The sequence below is a fragment of the Pseudomonas lalkuanensis genome (assembly GCF_008807375.1).
Lineage (GTDB): Bacteria > Pseudomonadota > Gammaproteobacteria > Pseudomonadales > Pseudomonadaceae > Metapseudomonas > Metapseudomonas lalkuanensis.
In genome coordinates this window covers 3,623,265-3,642,115 of the sequence record NZ_CP043311.1, presented here as the reverse complement: position 1 = coordinate 3,642,115, position 18,851 = coordinate 3,623,265, and the positions used below count along the sequence as shown (strand labels likewise).

Annotated in this window: 25 protein-coding genes and 1 pseudogene; 11 read left to right on the top strand and 15 right to left on the bottom strand. The window is 63.5% G+C overall.

The window, feature by feature from the left end:
* Positions 1-3: 3 nt before the first annotated feature.
* Genes arsB through FXN65_RS16990 form a run of 4 tightly spaced genes read right to left on the bottom strand, consistent with a single transcriptional unit; the run spans position 4 to position 2,370 of the window.
* Positions 4-1,065, bottom strand: a complete 1,062-nt coding sequence (gene arsB, locus FXN65_RS17005; RefSeq protein WP_151134589.1) for an ACR3 family arsenite efflux transporter — start codon at positions 1,063-1,065, stop codon at positions 4-6.
* A 16-nt stretch (positions 1,066-1,081) separates the two neighbouring features.
* On the bottom strand, positions 1,082-1,552 hold the full coding sequence (locus FXN65_RS17000; protein ID WP_151134587.1) for an arsenate reductase ArsC: 471 nt from the start codon (positions 1,550-1,552) through the stop codon (positions 1,082-1,084).
* Between the two features lie 40 nt (positions 1,553-1,592).
* Positions 1,593-1,949 (bottom strand): metalloregulator ArsR/SmtB family transcription factor, encoded by a 357-nt coding sequence (locus tag FXN65_RS16995; RefSeq protein ID WP_151134585.1) that lies wholly within the window; start codon positions 1,947-1,949, stop codon positions 1,593-1,595.
* Positions 1,950-1,956: 7 nt separating this feature from the next.
* Entirely contained in the window at positions 1,957-2,370 is a 414-nt protein-coding gene (locus tag FXN65_RS16990; RefSeq protein ID WP_151134583.1) for an arsenate reductase ArsC, read from the bottom strand.
* A 255-nt stretch (positions 2,371-2,625) separates the two neighbouring features.
* On the opposite strand from FXN65_RS16990, the gene FXN65_RS16985 reads away from it, so the two are divergent.
* Positions 2,626-2,772: a hypothetical protein gene (locus FXN65_RS16985; RefSeq protein WP_226284048.1), complete on the top strand. Its 147-nt coding sequence runs from the start codon at positions 2,626-2,628 to the stop codon at positions 2,770-2,772.
* A 34-nt stretch (positions 2,773-2,806) separates the two neighbouring features.
* Here FXN65_RS16985 and FXN65_RS27955 read toward each other — a convergent pair whose 3' ends face one another.
* Together FXN65_RS27955 and FXN65_RS16975 are read right to left on the bottom strand one after the other, a co-directional pair.
* Positions 2,807-2,962 (bottom strand): hypothetical protein, encoded by a 156-nt coding sequence (locus FXN65_RS27955; protein ID WP_178119350.1) that lies wholly within the window; start codon positions 2,960-2,962, stop codon positions 2,807-2,809.
* Positions 2,963-3,126: 164 nt separating this feature from the next.
* Positions 3,127-3,332, bottom strand: a pseudogene (locus tag FXN65_RS16975) (GMC oxidoreductase); the annotation flags it as partial.
* Positions 3,333-3,502: 170 nt separating this feature from the next.
* On the opposite strand from FXN65_RS16975, the gene FXN65_RS16970 reads away from it, so the two are divergent.
* Both FXN65_RS16970 and FXN65_RS16965 read left to right on the top strand, forming a co-directional pair.
* Positions 3,503-3,715 carry a BPSL0761 family protein gene (locus FXN65_RS16970; protein WP_151134579.1) on the top strand — a complete coding sequence of 71 codons (213 nt, stop codon included), beginning with the start codon at positions 3,503-3,505 and terminating at the stop codon, positions 3,713-3,715.
* A 174-nt stretch (positions 3,716-3,889) separates the two neighbouring features.
* Positions 3,890-4,093, top strand: a complete 204-nt coding sequence (locus tag FXN65_RS16965; RefSeq protein ID WP_151134577.1) for a hypothetical protein — start codon at positions 3,890-3,892, stop codon at positions 4,091-4,093.
* 2 nt (positions 4,094-4,095) lie between these two features.
* Here FXN65_RS16965 and FXN65_RS16960 read toward each other — a convergent pair whose 3' ends face one another.
* The 4 genes from FXN65_RS16960 to FXN65_RS16950 form a co-directional block, all read right to left on the bottom strand.
* Complete coding sequence (locus FXN65_RS16960; RefSeq protein ID WP_151134574.1) at positions 4,096-4,761, bottom strand: YcbK family protein; 666 nt, start codon at positions 4,759-4,761, stop codon at positions 4,096-4,098.
* Positions 4,762-4,864: 103 nt separating this feature from the next.
* Positions 4,865-5,023 (bottom strand): hypothetical protein, encoded by a 159-nt coding sequence (locus tag FXN65_RS27950; protein WP_178119349.1) that lies wholly within the window; start codon positions 5,021-5,023, stop codon positions 4,865-4,867.
* A 78-nt stretch (positions 5,024-5,101) separates the two neighbouring features.
* Positions 5,102-5,476: a helix-turn-helix domain-containing protein gene (locus tag FXN65_RS28095; protein WP_151134572.1), complete on the bottom strand. Its 375-nt coding sequence runs from the start codon at positions 5,474-5,476 to the stop codon at positions 5,102-5,104.
* A 467-nt stretch (positions 5,477-5,943) separates the two neighbouring features.
* Positions 5,944-7,908: a methyl-accepting chemotaxis protein gene (locus FXN65_RS16950; RefSeq protein ID WP_151134570.1), complete on the bottom strand. Its 1,965-nt coding sequence runs from the start codon at positions 7,906-7,908 to the stop codon at positions 5,944-5,946.
* A 275-nt stretch (positions 7,909-8,183) separates the two neighbouring features.
* Here FXN65_RS16950 and FXN65_RS16945 point away from each other — a divergent pair, with 275 nt between their 5' ends.
* From FXN65_RS16945 to efp, 3 genes are all read left to right on the top strand, one after another.
* Complete coding sequence (locus FXN65_RS16945; protein ID WP_151134568.1) at positions 8,184-8,393, top strand: hypothetical protein; 210 nt, start codon at positions 8,184-8,186, stop codon at positions 8,391-8,393.
* A gap of 120 nt (positions 8,394-8,513) precedes the next feature.
* Positions 8,514-9,644, top strand: a complete 1,131-nt coding sequence (gene earP, locus FXN65_RS16940; RefSeq protein WP_244620769.1) for an elongation factor P maturation arginine rhamnosyltransferase EarP — start codon at positions 8,514-8,516, stop codon at positions 9,642-9,644.
* Positions 9,645-9,687: 43 nt separating this feature from the next.
* Entirely contained in the window at positions 9,688-10,254 is a 567-nt protein-coding gene (gene efp / locus FXN65_RS16935) for an elongation factor P (protein ID WP_151134564.1), read from the top strand.
* A gap of 59 nt (positions 10,255-10,313) precedes the next feature.
* Here efp and FXN65_RS16930 read toward each other — a convergent pair whose 3' ends face one another.
* Together FXN65_RS16930 and FXN65_RS16925 are read right to left on the bottom strand one after the other, a co-directional pair.
* The gene (locus FXN65_RS16930) at positions 10,314-11,333 is read right to left on the bottom strand and encodes an alpha/beta hydrolase (protein WP_151134562.1); all 1,020 of its coding nucleotides are present in this window, start codon (positions 11,331-11,333) and stop codon (positions 10,314-10,316) included.
* 154 nt (positions 11,334-11,487) lie between these two features.
* The gene (locus FXN65_RS16925; RefSeq protein WP_151134560.1) at positions 11,488-11,934 is read right to left on the bottom strand and encodes a MarR family winged helix-turn-helix transcriptional regulator; all 447 of its coding nucleotides are present in this window, start codon (positions 11,932-11,934) and stop codon (positions 11,488-11,490) included.
* Between the two features lie 150 nt (positions 11,935-12,084).
* Here FXN65_RS16925 and FXN65_RS16920 point away from each other — a divergent pair, with 150 nt between their 5' ends.
* On the top strand, positions 12,085-12,594 hold the full coding sequence (locus tag FXN65_RS16920) for an RDD family protein (protein WP_151134558.1): 510 nt from the start codon (positions 12,085-12,087) through the stop codon (positions 12,592-12,594).
* Here FXN65_RS16920 and FXN65_RS16915 read toward each other — a convergent pair whose 3' ends face one another.
* A complete protein-coding gene (locus tag FXN65_RS16915; RefSeq protein WP_151134556.1) occupies positions 12,595-13,548 on the bottom strand; it encodes a LysR family transcriptional regulator in 954 nt (317 codons plus the stop codon).
* A 101-nt stretch (positions 13,549-13,649) separates the two neighbouring features.
* Here FXN65_RS16915 and FXN65_RS16910 point away from each other — a divergent pair, with 101 nt between their 5' ends.
* On the top strand, positions 13,650-14,402 hold the full coding sequence (locus tag FXN65_RS16910; protein WP_151134554.1) for a sulfite exporter TauE/SafE family protein: 753 nt from the start codon (positions 13,650-13,652) through the stop codon (positions 14,400-14,402).
* A gap of 3 nt (positions 14,403-14,405) precedes the next feature.
* On the opposite strand, the gene FXN65_RS16905 is transcribed toward FXN65_RS16910, so the two are convergent.
* A complete protein-coding gene (locus tag FXN65_RS16905) occupies positions 14,406-15,257 on the bottom strand; it encodes a LysR substrate-binding domain-containing protein (protein WP_151134552.1) in 852 nt (283 codons plus the stop codon).
* 97 nt (positions 15,258-15,354) lie between these two features.
* Here FXN65_RS16905 and FXN65_RS16900 point away from each other — a divergent pair, with 97 nt between their 5' ends.
* The 3 genes from FXN65_RS16900 to FXN65_RS16890 all read left to right on the top strand — a co-directional run bounded on the left by FXN65_RS16900 (position 15,355) and on the right by FXN65_RS16890 (position 17,420).
* Positions 15,355-15,594 carry a DUF1127 domain-containing protein gene (locus FXN65_RS16900; RefSeq protein WP_151134550.1) on the top strand — a complete coding sequence of 80 codons (240 nt, stop codon included), beginning with the start codon at positions 15,355-15,357 and terminating at the stop codon, positions 15,592-15,594.
* Positions 15,595-15,671: 77 nt separating this feature from the next.
* Entirely contained in the window at positions 15,672-16,172 is a 501-nt protein-coding gene (locus FXN65_RS16895; RefSeq protein WP_151134548.1) for a DUF3291 domain-containing protein, read from the top strand.
* 42 nt (positions 16,173-16,214) lie between these two features.
* Positions 16,215-17,420: a winged helix-turn-helix domain-containing protein gene (locus FXN65_RS16890; protein ID WP_151134546.1), complete on the top strand. Its 1,206-nt coding sequence runs from the start codon at positions 16,215-16,217 to the stop codon at positions 17,418-17,420.
* A 58-nt stretch (positions 17,421-17,478) separates the two neighbouring features.
* Here FXN65_RS16890 and FXN65_RS16885 read toward each other — a convergent pair whose 3' ends face one another.
* Positions 17,479-18,828: a class II 3-deoxy-7-phosphoheptulonate synthase gene (locus FXN65_RS16885; protein ID WP_151134544.1), complete on the bottom strand. Its 1,350-nt coding sequence runs from the start codon at positions 18,826-18,828 to the stop codon at positions 17,479-17,481.
* Between the last annotated feature and the right edge of the window lie 23 nt (positions 18,829-18,851).

Sequence of the window (18,851 nt, the reverse complement as noted above, 5' to 3'; positions counted from 1 at the left end):
GTTCTACTCCTCAGCAAGCGCGCCCTTCGGCTGATCAAACCAGCGGCGCTTCAGCCACCAGGCCACGCCTACCAGCGAGATCAGTACGGGAACTTCCACCAGCGGCCCGATCACAGTGGCAAAGGCCACAGGGGACGCCAGGCCGAAGGTCGCGATGGCCACCGCAATGGCCAGTTCGAAATTGTTGCTGGCGGCGGTGAAGGCCAGCGCTGTGGTGCGTGGGTAGTCAGCTTCCAGCAGCTTGCCCATCCAGAAGCTGAGGAAGAACATCACCACGAAATAGATGGTCAACGGGATGGCGATGCGCAGGACATCCAGTGGCAGTTGCAGCACCATGTCGCCTTTCAGGCTGAACATCGCAACGATGGTGAGCAGCAGCGCCACCAGGGTCAGCGGACTGATGCGGGGGATGAAGCGCTCGTGGTACCAGGTCTCGCCTTTCCGACGGATCAGCAATTTTCGGGTCAGGAAGCCGGCCAGGAACGGGATGCCCAGGTAGATCAACACCGACTCGGCGATATCGACGAAGCTGGTCTGGATCACGTTGCCCTCCAGGCCGAACAGTGGCGGCAGCAGGCCCAGGAATATCCAGGCGTACACGCTGAAGAACAGGATCTGGAAGATGCTGTTGAAGGCCACCAGCCCGGCGACGTACTGGTTGTTTCCTCCGGCGATCTGGTTCCACACCAGCACCATGGCAATGCAGCGGGCCAGGCCGATCAGGATCAGGCCGGTCATGTATTCGGGCTTGTCCGCCAGGAACACCACCGCCAGGACGAACATCAGCACCGGCCCGATGACCCAGTTCTGCGCCAGGGATAGCGCCAGGATGCGCTTGTCCTTGAACACCTGCGGCAGTTCCTCGTAACGCACCTTGGCCAACGGCGGGTACATCATCACGATCAGGCCGATGGCGATGGGGATATTGGTCGAGCCCACGGACAGGCTGTTCAGCCAGGCCGGCAGTCCTTCGAACAGGCTGCCAAGCCCTACGCCGATGGCCATGGCAAGAAAAATCCAGACTGTCAGATAACGATCCAGGAAGGCGAGACGGCTGTTGCCCATGGTCATGTCTCCAAGGTTAAAGGGTGCCGATCAAGGCCAGCTCCGCCTTGAGCTGCTCGCTGCTCATCTGCTTCAACGGCAGCGCCAGGAAGGCCCGGACACGGGTCTTGATCCGCTCCAGCGTGGCGTCGAAGGCCGCTTCGATCTCGTCGGAGCAGCCGGTGTGTTCGGAGGGGTCGGCCAGCCCCCAGTGCGCCTTCATGGCCGGGCCGAAGAACACCGGACAGGCCTCGCCAGCGGCCCTGTCGCACACGGTGATGACAAAGTCCGGGGCGAGATCCTGGTGGGCATCGCTCGACTTGCTGCTCAGCCCGTCCGTTGGGATGCCGGCCTTCTCCAGCGTCTGGAGGCTCATGGGGTGCACCGCCCCTGTTGGCCGGCTACCGGCGCTATAGGCCTGCATGCCAGCCGGTGCCAGGTGGTTGAACACGGCTTCGGAGAGAATGCTGCGGCAGCTGTTGGCGGTGCAGAGAAACAGGACTTTCATCGGACTATCCATATCGGCCAAACGGGGCTCTGGCCTGCGCTCAGCAGCAGGCGGCGACGCGCTCGGGCCGGTCGCCCATGCCATCGAGTCGCTTCGAATCGGGACTCAGCCAATGCTTGTTGGCCTCCAGTACCGTCGTCAGCACGCTGTGTACCCAATCCGGCAGGTTGGGATGCAGGCGGTAGTACACCCACTGCCCCTGGCGGCGATCCGCCAACAAGCCACAAGTGCGCAGTTGCGCCAGGTGGCGGGAAATCTTCGGCTGGCTCTCATCCAGGGCGCAGGTGAGTTCGCAGACGCACAGCTCCTCCTCGCGGGTGATGAGCAGCATCAGGCGAACGCGGGTTTCGTCGGCCAGGCATTTGAAAACGGTGGTCGGGGTCAGATGGTCGGTCATAGCGTTCTCAACGTTTGGTTTTCACCAGAACGAACATCTTGATGCGTTCGGCGATTTCCTGTGCGGCGCGGCGGAAGGCGTCAGGCCTGTCACTGCTGGCCGGATCTTCGAAGTGCCAGGCCAGCACCTCGCTGGCACCGGGCAATGCGTGGCACTCCAGCGCCGACTTGTCGCAGAGGGTGATCACATAGTCGAAGCGCTCACCAGCGAACTCGTCGACGGACTTGCTGCGCAGGCCCTCGGTACTGATACCCAGGTGCTGTAGCTCAGCCAGAGTACGTGGGTGGATCCCCTCTGGTGCGGTACCCGCGCTGAACGCTTCGAAGTGCTCGGAGTCGATGTGCCGAAGCAGCGCTTCGGCGAGCTGGGATCGGGCAGCGTTGGCGGTGCAAACGAACAGCACGCGGGTCTTGGAGGTCATGGCCATGCTCTTGGGTAGATATGGTTTTTCGAATATATGAATTTTCGTATATTAGGTAAAGCCGACTGGATGTATCGCAAGGGGAATCGGCCTGCGAAAGCTGGCGGAAATGGCTGTAAGCCTCAAGTTAGGCTGTTCGCCTCACCAGCAGTCACCCGAAACATCCGGTTACTCGCATATTCGAATATCGCCATGAACTTGTCATGACAGTCACCTTGGTTTCAGTCGCACCTCAACCCACACGGGAGCTGTACGATGAAAAAACTGACCTTGGGTGCAATGGTGCTGACCAGCCTGTTGACCGCCACCGCCTTTGCCAGCCAGTTCGACAAGCCTGGTTTCGTCACCGAAGTGGACGATGGTCGCCTCTCACCGATGTGGGCACCGGCCCGGAGGGCATGACGGTGAAGGCTGCCGACGAGAAAACCCTGAAGGACTACCTCCAGGCGATCAAGCAGTAGGCTGGGGGCCTACGCTGGCCCGCGCCGACATTGATGTCGACCTTTTCGATCAGGATGATCGCGTTGCGGACGATCATGCCGACCAGGGCAATGTCGCCGAGCTGCGCCACGAAGGCCGCGACCGCCGCCATGGCCGTGATTCGGCAGCGATTCCGGCAGGATCAGGGTGCCGAGCAATGGTGAAAACAGGACTGCGACCACCCAGGATGCCGACAGCGAGATCAGCGCCACCATGAACATCGAGTAGCGGTACCAACCCGCCTGGCCCGTCATGACGCAGCTTCTTGCCGGCGCCTCAAGCCGAGTCGACCCACTCGGCGCCGCGTTCGGCGATCATGATGGAGGCGGCGTTGGAATTGCCGCCCACCAGGGGCGGCATGACCGAGGCTCGATCACCCGCAGACCGTCGATGCCTTTCACGCGCAAGCAGCGGTCGACCATGGCCATTTCGTCCTGGCCCGTCTTGCAAGTACCGACCGGGTGGCAGATGGAGTCGATCCTCTACAGAAACGTTCCCTGAACCACGACAACCGATCGCTGTGATCGACTATGCCGGCGACCGCCCGGATTCCGTACAGTGACCTCTCTGCTGTTTTTGCCCTGGCGAAATCGAAGGGCTGCGGAAACATCAGCTATCCAATCGAAGACCTGCCTTTTACAGGAGGTACCGCATGAACTTCCCGAACAGACGCACTGAATCGGCACTCCAGACCCAGGATTTCCTGATCGGGCTGACCCGTAATGCCGACCTACCAGATTCTGTCCGGCAGGAAGTCGGCTGGTTGCTGCGGCATTATCCGAATGTCCTGCACGGCAGAATGGTCGTTGCCGGCACACTTGATACTCCAGCGTTACGGGAAGGATCTGTCCATTCCGGGCAGTGATGACGTGGGGTAGCCACGCGACACGGATGTGCCAGTCATGAGAAGGCTCAGCCAGGATGCTGGGCTTTTTGTCGTGGCCAGTACGGAAGCCCCCAGCGGATGGCCGAATATCGACCTCGCCCTGGTGCGGCGCTATAGTCCGCGACCTTCCCGACCCCCTCACGGCACCGCGCTATGGATGAAGATCTCGAGCTCCATGAACCCGAGCACGATCACCTGCTCGACAACGATGATGACCTGGACGACGAACTCGTCGATGACGAGGACCTCGACCCGCTCGATGCCTCGGAAGGAGAGTGCGAGTACTGCGGCGAACTGACCGAGTGCGTCGATCGGCGCGGCCATTTCGTGTGTGGAGATTGCGCCGACTTCGACTGAACTCAGGCGAAGTGTTCGCCCTGGTCCAGCACGGCCAGGGCCCATTCTTCCTGCCCCGGTTCTACCAGGGCGGCTACGCGCCAGGTCCTGACGCGACCGACATCGACGTGGATGAATCCTTTCGACGGATAGAAGCCCACGCCGCCAGCGCCGATGGCTCGGACCAGCTTGCCCAGTCGCTCGATGCTCACACCGGGAATGCGAATGTCGGCGGCCATGCCGCGGATGTGCAGGGAGTGGCGGGCGGCGCCTTCCAGGGTGGCGTTGTGTTGAGGGGTGCGATAGCCGCTGTTGACCAGGATGCGTGTGGGCAGCTTGTTGATGCGCAGCCAGGCCTGGATCAGGAACAGCAGGTCGAGCAGTTTGACGTTGATCTTCACCGTGCTCCTGTACTTCACATCACGCAGGATGCGGCAACCCTGGCGGTAGCCGTCGAGGTCCCAGCCCTTGCCCTTGCGGAAATAGCAGAAAGTGGCGACTTCACCCGATGCCGGGCGTTCCAGGCGCAGGTGCCGATCGCGGTTGAGCAGGCGTGCATGGAGGTTGCGGGGGCGCAGGGTCACTTCGATCCGAGTGGCCAGGGCATCGCCTGCGACCAGGGCGGCACCGAGGGCGGCGAAGGCCTGGAGCACCTGGCGTCTGGACAATCCGGAAGTGGAGGCAGCCATGGTGACCGCTCGCAGGGAGGACGGGGTTTCCGACTATACACCCGGCCGCAAAAGCTACAGAAGATCTCCGTAAAAACCCCGCAAATGCGGGGCTTTTCGTTACTCAGCGATGGCCTTTCCTGTGTCCGTCCCGGTCATCGTGGTCCCGGTGGCCGTCCCAGCCTCCGCGGTCATGGTCCCGATCGTAGTGATGGATGATGCAGCCGCCGCTGCTGGCGAGTACCACGGCCAGCAGCGCGATTTTCACAATATTGGCAAGCATGGGCGGTACCTCTCGAGGTGAGGGAAAGCATTTCCCATGTCCTTGAGACAGGCAGCCGGAGGAAAGGGTCGAGTCGAATCAGTCTTCGCGCTTTTCCAGGCGACGGGCGATCTGTTCCAGCAGGATCAGGTCCTGCTCGACCAGCCGGCCTTCGGTGGCGGCAAGCGTGAGGCGATCGAGCACCTGGCGTGAGCGGGGGCTGAGGTTCTGTTCCGGGTCGTAACGACCCTCTTCGGATTCGGCGATCTGCATGACGGGATTGAGCAGGTCGTTGAGCGATACCTCCAGCGCTTTGGCGATTCGCCTGAGGTCTTCGAACGAGGGCTCGCGGGTGTCCCGCTCGTAGTTGCCGATCCGGGACTGGGATTCCCACCCGCACTCGTTGGCCAGGGCCTGCTGAGAGAGTCCTTTCAGCTTTCTGTAGTGCGCAATGCGCGATCCAAGCGTATTCATGCCGCGAATCTTAATGACGGAATGAATCGTCCTTGGCTCACTTATCGTGTTTGCTTGGTTAGCAAAACGTGATTATCGTAGGCCGCAATCGACGGATTGCCAAGGGCATTCAAGGATGATGAGGAAAACCCGCAAGGACGGGGGAGGTAAGCCACCAGGGAAATGGCCATCCGGCAGTTCGACCTGCCGGGTGGCGAATGAACCTGGCGCTGGAAGTCGTGATCTGGTGTGGCGCGCCTGCCCGATGGTCCGCAGATGGAGCTGGGCTACCGGGCCGCCCGGGTGACGATTCGAGCACCCCGGCAGGCAGGATGAAGCTGATTCGGTAGGGGCGCCGGGCGCATCGGCGGTTTGACATGGTGCCGATGCTGATCCCGAACTCGGTGCGCACAGCGCATCCCTACGCCAGACCAGGCTCCCTCCAGAGGGCCATCCCAAGTCCACGTTCTATTCATGTTGGTGTTTCCTCAGGCCAGTCGGAAGCGATTGACTTCGGTCTGCAGTTCGCCGCCAAGGCGGGCGAGGTCGATGCTCGCGGCGGAGGTTTCTTCGGTGGCGGCGGCGGATTGTTCGGCCACGTCGCGGATGCTGGTGACGCTGCGATTGATTTCCTCGGCCACGGCGCTTTGCTGTTCGGCGGCGGTGGCGATCTGCTGGTTGAGTTGCTGGATGTCGGACACCGAGCGGTTGATGGCCTGCAGCGCAGTGCCGGCCTCCTTTGCGGCTTCCACGGTGTGACCGGCCTGGGTCTGGCTGCGGCCCATCATGTCCACCGCGCCCTGGGCGCCGTCCTGCAAGGTGCTGACCAGCTTTTCTATCTGAGTGGTGGATTCCTGGGTGCGGCGGGCGAGGGCGCGCACTTCGTCGGCCACCACGGCGAATCCACGGCCGGCTTCCCCGGCCCGCGCCGCTTCGATGGCGGCATTGAGGGCGAGCAGGTTGGTCTGCTCGGCAATGCTTTTGATCACGTCGAGCACGGTGCCGATGTTGGTGCTGTCGTGCTTGAGCCGCTCGATGGCACCGGCGGATTGCTCGATGGCCCGGGCGAGGTGTTCGATGCGTTCGATGGCTTGCTGGACGACGGCTGTACCGTGCTGCGCCTGGCGGTCGGCGTGGCCAGCGGAGTCGGCGGCGGACTCGGCATTGCGGGCGACATCCTGCACGGTGGCGACCATCTCGTTCATGGCGGTGGCCACCTGCTCGGTTTCCATCTTCTGCTGGGTCACGCCGGCGCTGGTCTGCTCGGTGACAGCGGACATTTCCTCGGCGGCGGTGGCCAATTGCTCGATTCCGCTGCTGAGGCGCTTGAGCAGGCTGCGCAGGCTTTCGGTCATGTCCTGCATGGCCTGCATCAGTTGACCCAGCTCATCCTTGCGGTTGCTGTGGATGTCCGAGGTCAGGTCGCCTGCCGCCACCTTGCGTGCCTGCTGCACGGCCTGGCGCAGGGGGGTGACGATCAGTTGGGCGATGACGAAGGCGGACAGCAATCCCACCACGAAACCGATGGCGGCTGCGGTGATGAGGATGGTCTTGGCCTTGCGGGCGTCGGCTTCCAGCAGCTGCATCTGGATGTTGAGTGCGTCGGTGGACGAGTCGGAAATGTCGGAGGCGCGGGTGGCCATTTCGGATTCGGAATCGGCGTGGAGCTGGATGCTCTGGCGCAAGTTGGCGAATTCGCTGCGATAGCGCTCGATCTGCTTGCGCGCCGAGTCGAGGTCTTCGCGGGCGCCGGGATCGCTGATCCGCCCGGCCAGGTCGCTGGCCCGGCTGTCCAGGGTGTTGAACAGGGCGTTGAGCTTGTCGGCGTACTGGTCGTCGCCGCGCATGACGAAGTCCTTCTCGTGGCGCCGCGCGGTGAGCATGTCCTTTGCCATGCCGGACGCGTGGGTCGCGCTTTCCAGCGCGCGGATGCTGTCCTCGTCGCCGTTTTGGCGAATCTGCACCAGGGCCGCCTGGGTCAGGTGCTGCTCCAACTCGTCGAACTGCTTGAGCGCCTCGCGGGCGGCCTGCTCCATGTTCTGCTGCGCGCTGCGCTTGTTCTTCTCCATGTCCTCCAGGCCGGTCAGATTCCGCTGATACTGGCCGAGATCGGTCTGAATCTGCTTCATCAGGTCGATGGTCCTGGGGATGGTCATTACCTGCAGGGTGTTGTCGGCGATGCCCTGGATTTCGCCGATTATCTGCAGTGCATTGCGGATGGCCTGCTCGTCGCTGCGGATGATGAAATCCTTCTCGTGCTGGCGAACCAGATACAGCTTGGTGTCGATGTCGTTCACCCGCAGCAGGATGTCGAAGCGGTGCAGGGCGCCTTCCAGAGCGCGCCAGCTGGTCCAGGCCACCAGCAGGGTGATGGCCAGCACCAGGCCGAATCCGGTGAGCAGCTTCTGACGGACGCTGAGGTCGTTGAAAAAGCCTGTGATGGAGCCGTTCATGGCAGCAGCCTCGCGTTGAGCAGGCGATAGGGGATGCAAAGGGCGAACGAACGTGTGGGGCGGGCGGGGGCGGGCATCGTTTGACTTCCTGTCAGGGGGCGCCATTCAAAGCTAATAGCTATGAGCCATCAATCTAGTCGCCCCATTTCGGTGCTGTCCAGTTGGCGACGGACGGCCAATTGCCGATATGGATAGCCACTATCGAGACAACTGATTTCTACCCAAGAGGCCGCCCTCGTAGTCTTTGCACCATGCAAAGCGAAGGAGGTGAGGCAATGTCCCACGTCGATGTCATGTCCCTGGTAGGTACTGCTGTTCCGGAACCGCTCCGGGCCGAAGGCCACATGGCCTGCTGGTTCGTCGTCGTGGATGGCGTGATGCGCTCCGGTCCCTTCACCTCCCGCGAAGCGGCTGGCGCCAGCAAGGCGATCTGGCTGCTGGAACTGTCCCGCCGCCAAAACGGCCCGCACCGCCTGGCCGCCTGAGGCGCCGGTCTTCCGCAAACATTTTTCGGCACCATGCTCCCCTTGGCCCGCCTTCATGGCGGGCATTTTGTTTGTGCGCCCCATGTCTTGGGTAAACTGCGGTTTTCTTCGGGAATCCGCATCGTGAAGTGGGACATCTTCTGCAACGTCGTCGACAACTTTGGCGACATCGGCGTGACCTGGCGCCTGGCTCGTCAACTGGTGGCCGAGCACGGCCAGGCGGTGCGCCTGTGGGTGGATGAGCCGGCGGTCTTCGCTCCCCTGTGTCCCCGGGCCGATCCCGAGGCGGAAAGCCAATACCAGCAAGGCGTGGAAATTCGTCACTGGCGAAAGGACTGGCCGGCAGTAGAGCCGGCGGACGTGGTGATCGAAGCCTTTGCCTGCCAATTGCCCGAACCTTACCTGGCGGCCATGGCTGCCCGGGCCGACAAGCCCTATTGGCTGAACCTGGAATACCTCAGCGCCGAAGACTGGGTGGCCGGCTGCCATGGGTTGCCATCCTTGCAGCCCAATGGCCTGCAGAAAGCGTTCTATTTTCCCGGCTTCGTAGAGGGCACCGGCGGTCTGTTGCGGGAAGACGCCCTGGCGGAGCGCCGTCAGCTCTTCCAGGCCGATCCAGAAGCGCGCCGGGCGTTCCTGGAGGAACTGGGGGTGGAGCTGGATGCAGCTGCATTGCTCATTTCCCTCTTCGCCTACGAGAACGCTGCCCTTGCCGGCTGGCTCGACGCGCTGGCGACAGGTGAGCGCCCCGTGCAGTTGCTGGTGCCCGTCGGTCGGGTGCTGGCGGATCTGGCCAATTGGCTGGGCGAGGAAAAGCTGAGCGCGGGTGAATGCTTCCGTCGTGGAAGCCTGGCGATCCAGATCCTGCCTTTCGTCAGCCAGGATGATTACGACCGGATTCTCTGGTGCTGTGATTTCAACGCAGTGCGCGGTGAGGATTCCTTCGTCCGTGCCCAGTGGGCTGGACGGCCGCTGCTCTGGCACATCTACCAGCAGGAGGAGGGTGCCCATTGGGACAAGCTGGAGGCGTTCCTTGCCCTCTACTGTCGCGATCTGTCCCCTTCCGCGGCCGCTGCACTGACCGAAGGCTGGCGGGCGTGGAATCGTGGAGAAGGCATGGGGACGGCCTGGAATGCCCTGCTGGCGCAGTGGCCGGAACTCGTCCTGCACGCCGAGCGCTGGTGCCGGGAACAGGTGGCCCGCACCGACCTCGCGGCGGGTCTGGTGCAGTTTTGTACAAAGCGGCTATGATACGCGGCCTGTTTTTTGTCACCCATCCACATCGGATATTCGTATGAAAACCGCTCAAGAGTTCCGCGCCGGCCAAGTTGCCATCATCAATGGCGCTCCCTGGGTCATCCAGAAGGCCGAGTTCAACAAGTCCGGCCGCAACGCTGCCGTGGTCAAGATGAAGCTGAAGAACCTGCTGACCGGCGCCGGCACCGAGACCGTGTTCAAGGCCGACGACAAGCTGGAGCCGGTCATCCTTGAACGCAAGGAAGTGACCTACTCCTACTTCGCCGATCCGCTGTACGTGTTCATGGACACCGAGTTCAACCAGTACGAGATCGAGAAGGCCGACCTGGAAGGCGTCCTGACCTTCATCGAAGACGGCATGACCGACGTCTGCGAAGCCGTGTTCTACAACGATCGCGTGATCTCCGTCGAACTGCCGACCACCATCGTTCGCCAGATCGCCTACACCGAACCGGCTGTCCGTGGCGACACCTCCGGCAAGGTGATGAAAGTGGCTCGCCTGAACAACGGCGCCGAGCTGCAAGTATCCGCCTTCTGCGAAATCGGTGACTCCATCGAGATCGACACCCGTACCGGCGAGTACAAGTCCCGCGTCAAGGCCTAAGCCTTCCAGTGGGATAGAAAAAGCCCGGCATATGCCGGGCTTTTTCGTTTCCGCCTTCCTTACTTCAGGTGCTCCTTCAGCGCTTCGCCGGCCTGCTGCATGGCGGCGCGGGTACCCGGGACCTTGGCCAGCACGTTGAGCAGGCCGAAGTCGTGGATCATGCCGTTGTAGCGCACCGCAGTGACCTCCACGCCGGCGGCGTCCAGCTTGCGGGCGTAGGCTTCGCCTTCGTCACGCAGCACGTCGAACTCGGCCGTCTGCACCAGGGCCGGCGGCAGGCCCTTCAGCTGTTCGGTCGAAGCCTGCAGCGGCGAGGCGTAGATCTCGGCGCGTTGGCGCGGATCGGTGGTGTAGCTGTTCCAGAACCACTTCATCATGTTGCGGGTGAGGAAGTGGCCGTTCTCGAACTGGTTGTAGGACGCATTGTTGAAGTTGGAGTCGGTTACCGGCCACAGCAGGGCCTGGAAGCGGATCTTCGGCGTGCCCTTGTCCTTGGCCATCAGGCTGACCACCGCGGCCATGTTGCCGCCGACACTGTTACCGGCCACCGCCAGGCGGCTGCCATCCACACCGATTTCCTTGCCGTGCTCGGCCACCCACTTGGTGGCGGCGTAGGCCTGGTTGATGGCGGTCGGGTACTTGGCTTCGGGAGAGGGCGTGTAGTTCACGTAGACCGCCACGGCGCCGGAGTTGGCCACCAGGTCGCGGATCAGCCGCTCGTGGGTCGGGTAGTCGCCCAGTACCCAGCCGCCGCCGTGGAAGAACATGAAGACGGGCAAGGTGCCTTTCACGCCAGCAGGGCGGACGATGGTCAGGTCGATCTTCTGGCCGTCGGCCTCGATGGCCTTCCGACTGACGTCGGCTTTCGGCAGTTCCAGCTTCACGCTGGCCTGGGCTCCGACCAGCACTGCGCGAGCATCTTTCGGTGCAAGGGTTTCCAGCGGCTTGCCGCCGCCGGCGGCCAGGGCTTCAAGGAAGGCCTGGGTGGTGCGTTCGACGCCAGGGCCGCCGGCGGCGAAAGCTTGGGTGACGGAGAGGGCGAGAAGGCTGCCTGCGACTACGGTGCTGATCGATTTCATGGTGGGTTTCCTCTAGCTGTCAATTAATTTGTCGCCTAAAAGTTTGCGCGCTAATCAAGTGCGTGAGGCAGAAGTTATCCGTGATTTATTTAGCGCGCAAGATATTTTTTGAAGATATTTGGAATATCGATCAGATGATTCTGGAATAAGGCCGTCAGACGGCCCTTTCCAGACTGCTGCGCAGGGACACCAGTTCTTCCTTGAGCTCGCCCAGTTGCTCAATGGTGAGCTCGGTGGCGGCGAGAATGCAGGCGGGCACCCGCTTGGCCTTTTCCTGCAAGTCCCGGCCTTGCTGGGTAAGGCGCAGCTCCACCACGCGTTCGTCCTTGCTGCTGCGGGTGCGGGTGATCAGCCCTTCGGCTTCCAGACGCTTGAGCAGGGGGGTGAGGGAGCCCGGGTCGGTGAGCATGCGGTTGCTGATTTCGCCCACGGTGATGCCGTCGCCTTCCCACAGCACCATCATTGCGAGGTATTGCGGATAGGTCAGGCCGAGCTCCTGGAGCAGTGGCTTGTAGACCTTGGTCATCATCAGCGAGGTGGAATACAGGGCGAAACAGAGCTGGTTGTCGAGCATCAGCTCCTTGCACGGGGGCGTGGACATGGATGGTCTCCAGAGGCAGTGATGGTGACCAATTTAGCGCGCAAGCCTTTCGCGGGCAAAATGCATTCTTTCCATCACCGTCCCAGGTGTTCTTGCATTGGCTCCATCAGATACCACAATTGCCCGGTCAACCTATGCAAGGACTGCATCATGGACAACCTGCAAAACCCCTATCAGGCGCCCCAGGCGGAACTCACGATCGACAGCGCCGCCCAGCCCCTGCTCGCGTCACGCTGGACCCGCCTTGGCGCGGCCCTGATCGACGGCCTCATCATGAGCCTGGCGACGGTTCCGGTGGCCTACTTCTCCGGTGCCTTCGCCGCCGCCCAACAGGGCATCGAGCCGAGCCTGGGCCAGCAGTTGCTGAGTCTGGTGGTGGGCGTAGCGGTGTTCCTGCTGGTCAACGGCCACTTCCTCAAGAACTTCGGCCAGACGCTCGGCAAACGCCTGCTCAAGGTTGCCATCGTCAACCTCGACGGCCAGGTCCCGGAGCTGGGGGGCCTGCTGCTCAAGCGCTACCTGGTCTGGTGGTTGCTGGCGTACCTCCCGATGATCGGCGTGCTGCTGGTGCTGGTGGACTACCTGTTCATCTTCCGCGCCGACCGCCGTTGCCTGCATGACCTGCTGGCGGGCACCCGAGTAGTCCAGCTGCCGCGCTGATCAGGCCCGGCCCAGACCGTCCAGGGCCAGGTCCCAGGGCGGCACCGGGCCGAAGCGGTTCTTCAGGAACTCCAGCAACAGCCGGCTTCGCGAGCTCGCTTCCCCTTCCAGGCGCAAGGCATAGATGCCACTGGGCTCCGGCGCCGGCAGGCCGTCTTGGCAGAACAGCGCCACCAGTTCACCGCGTACCAGGTATTCGCTGATCAGCCAGGTCGGCAGGTGGGCGATGCCGATACCGGCCAGGGCGCTGAATACCAGGGTTTCGGCATTGTTCGCCGTCATGCGCATGCGTCCTGGGCGAATGTGCTGCAGCTTGCCGTCCACTTCGAAGCGCCAGGCATAGGGCGGGGCCAGGGCGTCCCAATCCAGGCCATCGTGTTCCGGCAATTCGCGTGGATCGCGGGGGATGCCGCGCCGGCGCAGGTACTCAGGGCTGGCGCAGAGGATGCGCACCATCGGGGCGAGCGGGGTGGCGACCAGGCGCGTGTCGGCCAGGGGGCCGATGCGCAGCACCAGGTCCACCTGGCCAAGGCTTTCGCCCTGCATGTCGATGAAGCTGTCGATCAGCCGCAACTGCACGTCCAGGCCGGGATAGCTGGCGAGGAACTCCGCAATGGCTGGCGCCAGATGGCGGCGGCCGAACGGGCTGGGCGCATCGATGCGGATCAGCCCCTCCGGCGCGCTGCTCAGGGACACCGCTTCCGCACGGGCCAGGCGCAATTCCGCGAGTACCCGTTTTGCCCGTTCGGCAAAGGCGAGGCCAGCCGGGGTGGCTTTCACCGCGTGGGTGCTGCGCACGAACAGCGTGCTGCCAAGTGCGCGCTCCAGGGCATCGATGCGTCGCGCCACGGCCGAGGGTGTGAGCGGGTGGCGGCGGGCGGCGGCGGAAAAGCTGCCGGCGTCCAGGACATCGAGGAAGAGGGCCAGTTGTTCAGTCAGGGCATCGGGGTTCATCAGCATTGCCTATGCGAATTTCGCAAAGCCATTGTGCGTCGCTGTGCGTTTCCGCGGCAATTGGTGCTGCGTAGCATTGCGCCAACTGATTGGGAGGCGTCATGGATCTCGTTACGTTCGTTCTGAATATCGTGCTGGGTGCGTTGCTCGGCACCATGGGTGGCCTATTCGGCATCGGTGGCGGGTTGATCGCCATTCCCGCCCTGGGCGTGCTCTTCGGCCTCGACCAGCAAATGGCCCAGGGCACGGCCCTGGTGATGGTAGTGCCCAACGTGCTGCTGGCGCTGTGGCGCTATCACCAGCGCAATCGCATCGATCCGCGCTACGCGACGCTGTTGGCGGCTACCAGTTTCGGTTTCGCCTGGCTGGCTTCGCTGTTCGCGGTGCGGGTGGATGCGGAGAGCATGCGCCTGGCCTTCGTCGGCTTCCTGCTGGCCCTGGCTGCCTACAACTTCGCGCGGATGTTCATGGCCAAGGCACAGGCCAGTGCTGAACTGCGCCAGCCTTGGCCCTGGCTGGGCGTGCTGGGTGGCGTGGCGGGAGCGGCCGGTGGCCTGTTCGGGGTGGGCGGCGCGGTGATCGCCACACCGGTATTGACCAGTGTCTTCGGCACCAGCCAGGTGATGGCCCAGGGACTTTCCCTGGCGCTGGCCGCACCGAGCACCGCCGTGACCCTGGCCACCTACGGTCTGCATGACCACGTGAACTGGGCCATGGGCCTGCCCCTGGCGTTAGGAGGGCTGCTCAGCATCAGTTGGGGCGTGCGCCTGGCTCATGCCTTGCCGGAGCGGGTGCTGCGCTCGCTCTTTTGCGCCTTCCTGCTGCTCTGTGCGGTGATGCTGGCGATCAAGTAAGGCTCAAATGTGGAAGCCTTCAACGATGTGTTCGGCCAGGGTCTCTGTCACTGGTGACTGATGGCGCTCGTTGCGCAACAGCATGATGTTGCACACCGGTAGCTGTGGCAGGCCTTCGGCCTCGCCAAGGATGCGCATGTCCGGGGTGATCAGGCTCTGCAACTGGGCGGTAACCGCCAGCCCGGCGCTGACCACGGCCATGATGGCCGACAGGCTGGGGCTGGTGTAGGCCACCCGGTATTCGCGTCCAATGGCGTCCAGGGCATTACAAGCCCAGGCGCGACAGAAGCATTCGGAGTTGAACATGGCGAGCGGCAGGGCTGGTTGTTCGTGGGGGGTGAACCCAATGGCTTCGGCCCAGACGATACGCTCCTGGCGCAGGAACTCCCCGATATCGTCGCCCGGCTTGCGGGTCACAATGGTCAGGTCGAGGTCCTGGCGCTGAAGCAGTTGGGCGGAGGAGTCGCAGTGCACCTCCACCTGTACCAGCGGATAAGCCTGGGCGAAGCGCGAAAGGATGCCCGGCAGGAAACGCATCACATAGTCGTCCGGCGTGCCGATGCGCACCGAACCCACCATGTGAGGCTGGCGCAGCGTGTTCATCACCTCGCCATGCAGCTTGAGGATGCGCCGCGCATAGCCCAGCAGGATCTGCCCCTCGGCGGTGAGCCTGACCTGGCGGCCGTCGCGCTCGAACACCGCGCGCTGCAGCACATCCTCTTCCAGCCGTTTCATCTGCATGCTCACGGCCGACTGGGTGCGGTTGACCATTTCCGCTGCGCGGGTGAAGCCGCCATAGTCGGCGATAGCGACGAAGGTGCGCAGCAATTCGGTGTCGATGGCAGGGTAGTTCATTCATCAATTCCTGAGATGTACTGCATCAGAAACATTCGTTGGATTGATCTTAGTCCCGTGTGGAAACTGGCGCCATCCCCACAGGGAGGGCGATACGATGAAAGGTCAACACGGTTTTATCGGTACTTCGCATGACGCTCGTTTTGGCGCCGCGCATCATCACGAAAGCTGGCTTGCCGCCGCCTGGCACGCGATCAGGCGCTGGGAGCAATTGGCGTATGAGCGTGACCAGCTCGCACGCATGAGCGATGAAATGCTCAAGGACATCGGCCTGTCCCGTGCCGACGTGATGGAAGAGAGCGATCGTCACTTCTGGGAAGATCCGCTGAAAAAGTGAAACCAGGATGCGGCCCGCCACCGGTGAAGCGCAGGGCGGGCCGCAACCCCCGATGAATGGATGCACAGGACAGAAAAATGTCGAACACCCACGAGCTGGCTCAACTGAACATCGCCTCGATGAAGGCGCCTATCGATTCCCCGGTCATGGCTGACTTCGTCGCCAACCTGGCGCCAGTCAACGCCCTGGCCGACAGCGCCCCGGGATTCGTCTGGCGGCTGCAGGACGAGGAGGGCGATGCCACGGCCATCCGCCCCTTTGGTCCGGAGGTGCTGGTCAATCTATCGGTCTGGCGCGACGTGGCCAGCCTTACCGACTTCGTCTATCGCTCCGCCCATGTGGAAATGCTGCGCCGGCGCAAGGAGTGGTTCGAGCGTATATCCGGCATGCACCAGGTGCTCTGGTGGGTGCCCAAGGGACACCGGCCGGACGTCCGGGAGGCGGCGCAACGCCTGGCATTGCTGCAAGAGAATGGCCCCACGCCAGAGGCCTTCACCTTCCGCCAGAGCTTCCTGGCGCCGGATAAGGCCGTACCTGTCGCCCCTTTCGAGGTGGAGTGCGAAAGCCAGGCGGGCTGATGCTACTGTGATGCGTCATTCCCCCTGCCGGCACGGAGCCCCATGACGCTGACCCTTTCCCTTCCCGAAGCCCGTCGCCTGGCCCTGGCCGCCCAGGGGTTCGCGCGGGCGCCGCGCGGAGCCATACGCCATCGGCAATTGCTGGCGCAGCTGGATGCGCTGGGCGTCGTGCAGATCGATTCGGTGAACGCCCTGGTGCGCTCACATTACCTTCCGGCCTTTTCCCGCCTGGGCAATTACGACCGCGAACTGCTGGACGACCTGGCCTGGGGCAAACCCCGGCGCCGGGCGCTGTTCGAATACTGGGGGCATGAGGCGTCGCTGCTGCCGCTGGAGCTTTATCCGCTGATGCGCTGGCGCATGTGCCGGGCGGCGAAAGGCCAGGGTATCTACCAGCAGTTGGCACGCTTTGGTTGCGAGCAGCAGGCGGTGATCCAGCGTGTCCTGCAGGCGGTGCGCGAGCAGGGCCCGCTGGGTGCCGGTGCCCTGAGTACGCGGGAAGAGCGCGCCGGCCCCTGGTGGGACTGGAGCGCGGAAAAGCACGCCATGGAATGGTTGTTCGCCGCGGGTGAGGTGACGGTTGCCGGGCGTCGGGGCTTCGAGCGCCTCTATGACCTGCCTGAGCGGGTGATTCCTGCTGACATCCTGAACCGGCCTGGCTTGCCTGAAGCCGACGCCCAGCGCCAGTTGCTGCTGCGCGCCGCCCAGGCCCTTGGCGTGGGCACCGAGCGGGACCTGCGGGACTATTACCGGCTGGATACCGGCGACAGCCAGGCGCGCCTGGCCGAACTGGTGGAAGAGGGCGCGTTGCAACAGGCGCAGGTCGATGGCTGGAAACAGCCGGCCTACTGCCTGGGCGAGCCAAAAGCGCCGCGCAAGGTACGCGCCAGCGCATTGCTGTCGCCCTTCGATTCGCTGATCTGGGAGCGGGCGCGCACGGAGCGCCTGTTCGACTTCCGCTATCGCCTGGAAATCTACACGCCACAGCACAAGCGCCAATACGGCTATTACGTGTTGCCCTTCCTGCATGACGAGCGCCTTGCCGCGCGAGTGGACCTGCGCGCCGAACGTGCCCAGGACCGCCTGGCGGTGCATGCGCTGCACGAGGAGGAGCACGGCCTGAGCGAAGCCGGAATGCAGGCGCTGGCGGAGAACCTGCGAAGCATGGCGGGCTGGCTTGGGTTGGGCGAAGTGGCGGTCACCTGCAGACGGCCGGGGACGCTGCGGTTGCAGCAGTGCCTGGGCTAACGCCCGGGGAGCGAATTCATTCGCGAATGAACTCGCTCCCACAACATCGAAACGAACGTCAGCGGCGAATCTGCTTCAGCGTTTCGGCGATCAGGAAAGCCAGCTCCAGGGACTGGTCGGCGTTCAGGCGCGGGTCGCAGTGGGTGTGGTAGCGGTCGGAGAGCGCGTCTTCGGTGATGGGGCGGGCGCCGCCGATGCATTCGGTGACGTTCTGCCCGGTCATCTCGATATGGATGCCACCGGCATAGGTGCCCTCGGCCCGGTGCACCTCGAAGAACTGCTTCACCTCGCCGAGGATGGCAGCGAAGTCGCGGGTCTTGTAGCCGCTGGAGGCCTTGATGGTGTTGCCGTGCATGGGGTCGGAGCTCCACAGCACCTTGCGGCCTTCGCGTTCGACTGTGCGGATCAGGCGGGGCAGGTGCTCGCCGACCTTTTCGGCGCCCATACGCACGATCAGGTTGAGGCGGCCCGGGTCGTTGTCCGGGTTGAGGATGTCGATCAGGCGGATCAGTTCTTCGCCGTCCATGCTCGGCCCGACCTTGACCCCGATGGGGTTGCCGACGCCGCTCATGAATTCCACGTGGGCGCCATCCAGCTGGCGGGTGCGGTCGCCGATCCAGAGCATGTGTGCGGAGCAGTCGTACCAGCCGCCAGTGAGGCTGTCGCGGCGCACGAATGCCTGCTCGTAGTTCAGCAGCAGCGCCTCGTGGGCGGTGAAAAAGCTGGCTTCGCGCAGCTGCGGTGCGCTATCCAGGCCGCAGGCGCGCATGAAGGCCAGGGCTTCGTCGATGCGGTTGGCCAACTGGCTGTACTTCTCGGTCAGCGCCGAGTTGGCGATGAAGTCCAGGTTCCACTGATGCACCTGGTGCACGTCGGCGAAACCACCCTGGGCGAACGCGCGCAGCAGGTTGAGGCTGGCGGTGGCCTGGTGATAGGCCTGCAGCAGGCGCTCCGGGTCCGGTACGCGGCTGGCGGCGTCGAAGCCGATGCCATTGACGATGTCGCCGCGGTAGGCCGGCAGGGTGATGCCGCCCTGGGTTTCATTGCCGGAGGAGCGCGGCTTGGCGAACTGGCCGGCCATGCGCCCGACCTTCACCACCGGGCAGCCGGCGGCGAAGGTCATGACGATGGCCATCTGCAGCAGCACCTTGAAGGTGTCGCGGATCTTGGCGGCGGAGAACTCGGCGAAGCTTTCTGCGCAGTCGCCACCCTGAAGCAGGAAGGCGCGGCCTTCGGTGACCTCGGCGAACTGGCGGCGCAGCTCGCGCGCTTCGCCGGCGAACACCAGGGGCGGGAAGCTCGCCAGGGTCTGCTCGACATGCGCCAGCTTGGCGGCGTCCGGGTACTCGGGCTGTTGCTGGATGGGTTTGTCCCTCCAGCTTTCAGGGCTCCATTCTTGGCTGCTCATCAGGGTCTCGATTCGGCGGCTTG

Excerpts from the sequence above, each read along its gene's own strand:
- arsB (WP_151134589.1), bottom strand. The coding sequence starts at position 1,065 with ATGGGCAACAGCCGTCTCGCCTTCCTGGATCGTTATCTGACAGTCTGG.
- FXN65_RS17000 (WP_151134587.1), bottom strand. The coding sequence starts at position 1,552 with ATGAAAGTCCTGTTTCTCTGCACCGCCAACAGCTGCCGCAGCATTCTC.
- FXN65_RS16995 (WP_151134585.1), bottom strand. The coding sequence starts at position 1,949 with ATGACCGACCATCTGACCCCGACCACCGTTTTCAAATGCCTGGCCGAC.
- FXN65_RS16990 (WP_151134583.1), bottom strand. The coding sequence starts at position 2,370 with ATGACCTCCAAGACCCGCGTGCTGTTCGTTTGCACCGCCAACGCTGCC.
- FXN65_RS16985 (WP_226284048.1), top strand. The coding sequence starts at position 2,626 with ATGAAAAAACTGACCTTGGGTGCAATGGTGCTGACCAGCCTGTTGACC.
- FXN65_RS27955 (WP_178119350.1), bottom strand. The coding sequence starts at position 2,962 with ATGGCGGCGGTCGCGGCCTTCGTGGCGCAGCTCGGCGACATTGCCCTG.
- FXN65_RS16970 (WP_151134579.1), top strand. The coding sequence starts at position 3,503 with ATGAACTTCCCGAACAGACGCACTGAATCGGCACTCCAGACCCAGGAT.
- FXN65_RS16965 (WP_151134577.1), top strand. The coding sequence starts at position 3,890 with ATGGATGAAGATCTCGAGCTCCATGAACCCGAGCACGATCACCTGCTC.
- FXN65_RS16960 (WP_151134574.1), bottom strand. The coding sequence starts at position 4,761 with ATGGCTGCCTCCACTTCCGGATTGTCCAGACGCCAGGTGCTCCAGGCC.
- FXN65_RS27950 (WP_178119349.1), bottom strand. The coding sequence starts at position 5,023 with ATGCTTGCCAATATTGTGAAAATCGCGCTGCTGGCCGTGGTACTCGCC.
- FXN65_RS28095 (WP_151134572.1), bottom strand. The coding sequence starts at position 5,476 with ATGAATACGCTTGGATCGCGCATTGCGCACTACAGAAAGCTGAAAGGA.
- FXN65_RS16950 (WP_151134570.1), bottom strand. The coding sequence starts at position 7,908 with ATGAACGGCTCCATCACAGGCTTTTTCAACGACCTCAGCGTCCGTCAG.
- FXN65_RS16945 (WP_151134568.1), top strand. The coding sequence starts at position 8,184 with ATGTCCCACGTCGATGTCATGTCCCTGGTAGGTACTGCTGTTCCGGAA.
- efp (WP_151134564.1), top strand. The coding sequence starts at position 9,688 with ATGAAAACCGCTCAAGAGTTCCGCGCCGGCCAAGTTGCCATCATCAAT.
- FXN65_RS16930 (WP_151134562.1), bottom strand. The coding sequence starts at position 11,333 with ATGAAATCGATCAGCACCGTAGTCGCAGGCAGCCTTCTCGCCCTCTCC.
- FXN65_RS16925 (WP_151134560.1), bottom strand. The coding sequence starts at position 11,934 with ATGTCCACGCCCCCGTGCAAGGAGCTGATGCTCGACAACCAGCTCTGT.
- FXN65_RS16920 (WP_151134558.1), top strand. The coding sequence starts at position 12,085 with ATGGACAACCTGCAAAACCCCTATCAGGCGCCCCAGGCGGAACTCACG.
- FXN65_RS16915 (WP_151134556.1), bottom strand. The coding sequence starts at position 13,548 with ATGAACCCCGATGCCCTGACTGAACAACTGGCCCTCTTCCTCGATGTC.
- FXN65_RS16910 (WP_151134554.1), top strand. The coding sequence starts at position 13,650 with ATGGATCTCGTTACGTTCGTTCTGAATATCGTGCTGGGTGCGTTGCTC.
- FXN65_RS16905 (WP_151134552.1), bottom strand. The coding sequence starts at position 15,257 with ATGAACTACCCTGCCATCGACACCGAATTGCTGCGCACCTTCGTCGCT.
- FXN65_RS16900 (WP_151134550.1), top strand. The coding sequence starts at position 15,355 with ATGAAAGGTCAACACGGTTTTATCGGTACTTCGCATGACGCTCGTTTT.
- FXN65_RS16895 (WP_151134548.1), top strand. The coding sequence starts at position 15,672 with ATGTCGAACACCCACGAGCTGGCTCAACTGAACATCGCCTCGATGAAG.
- FXN65_RS16890 (WP_151134546.1), top strand. The coding sequence starts at position 16,215 with ATGACGCTGACCCTTTCCCTTCCCGAAGCCCGTCGCCTGGCCCTGGCC.
- FXN65_RS16885 (WP_151134544.1), bottom strand. The coding sequence starts at position 18,828 with ATGAGCAGCCAAGAATGGAGCCCTGAAAGCTGGAGGGACAAACCCATC.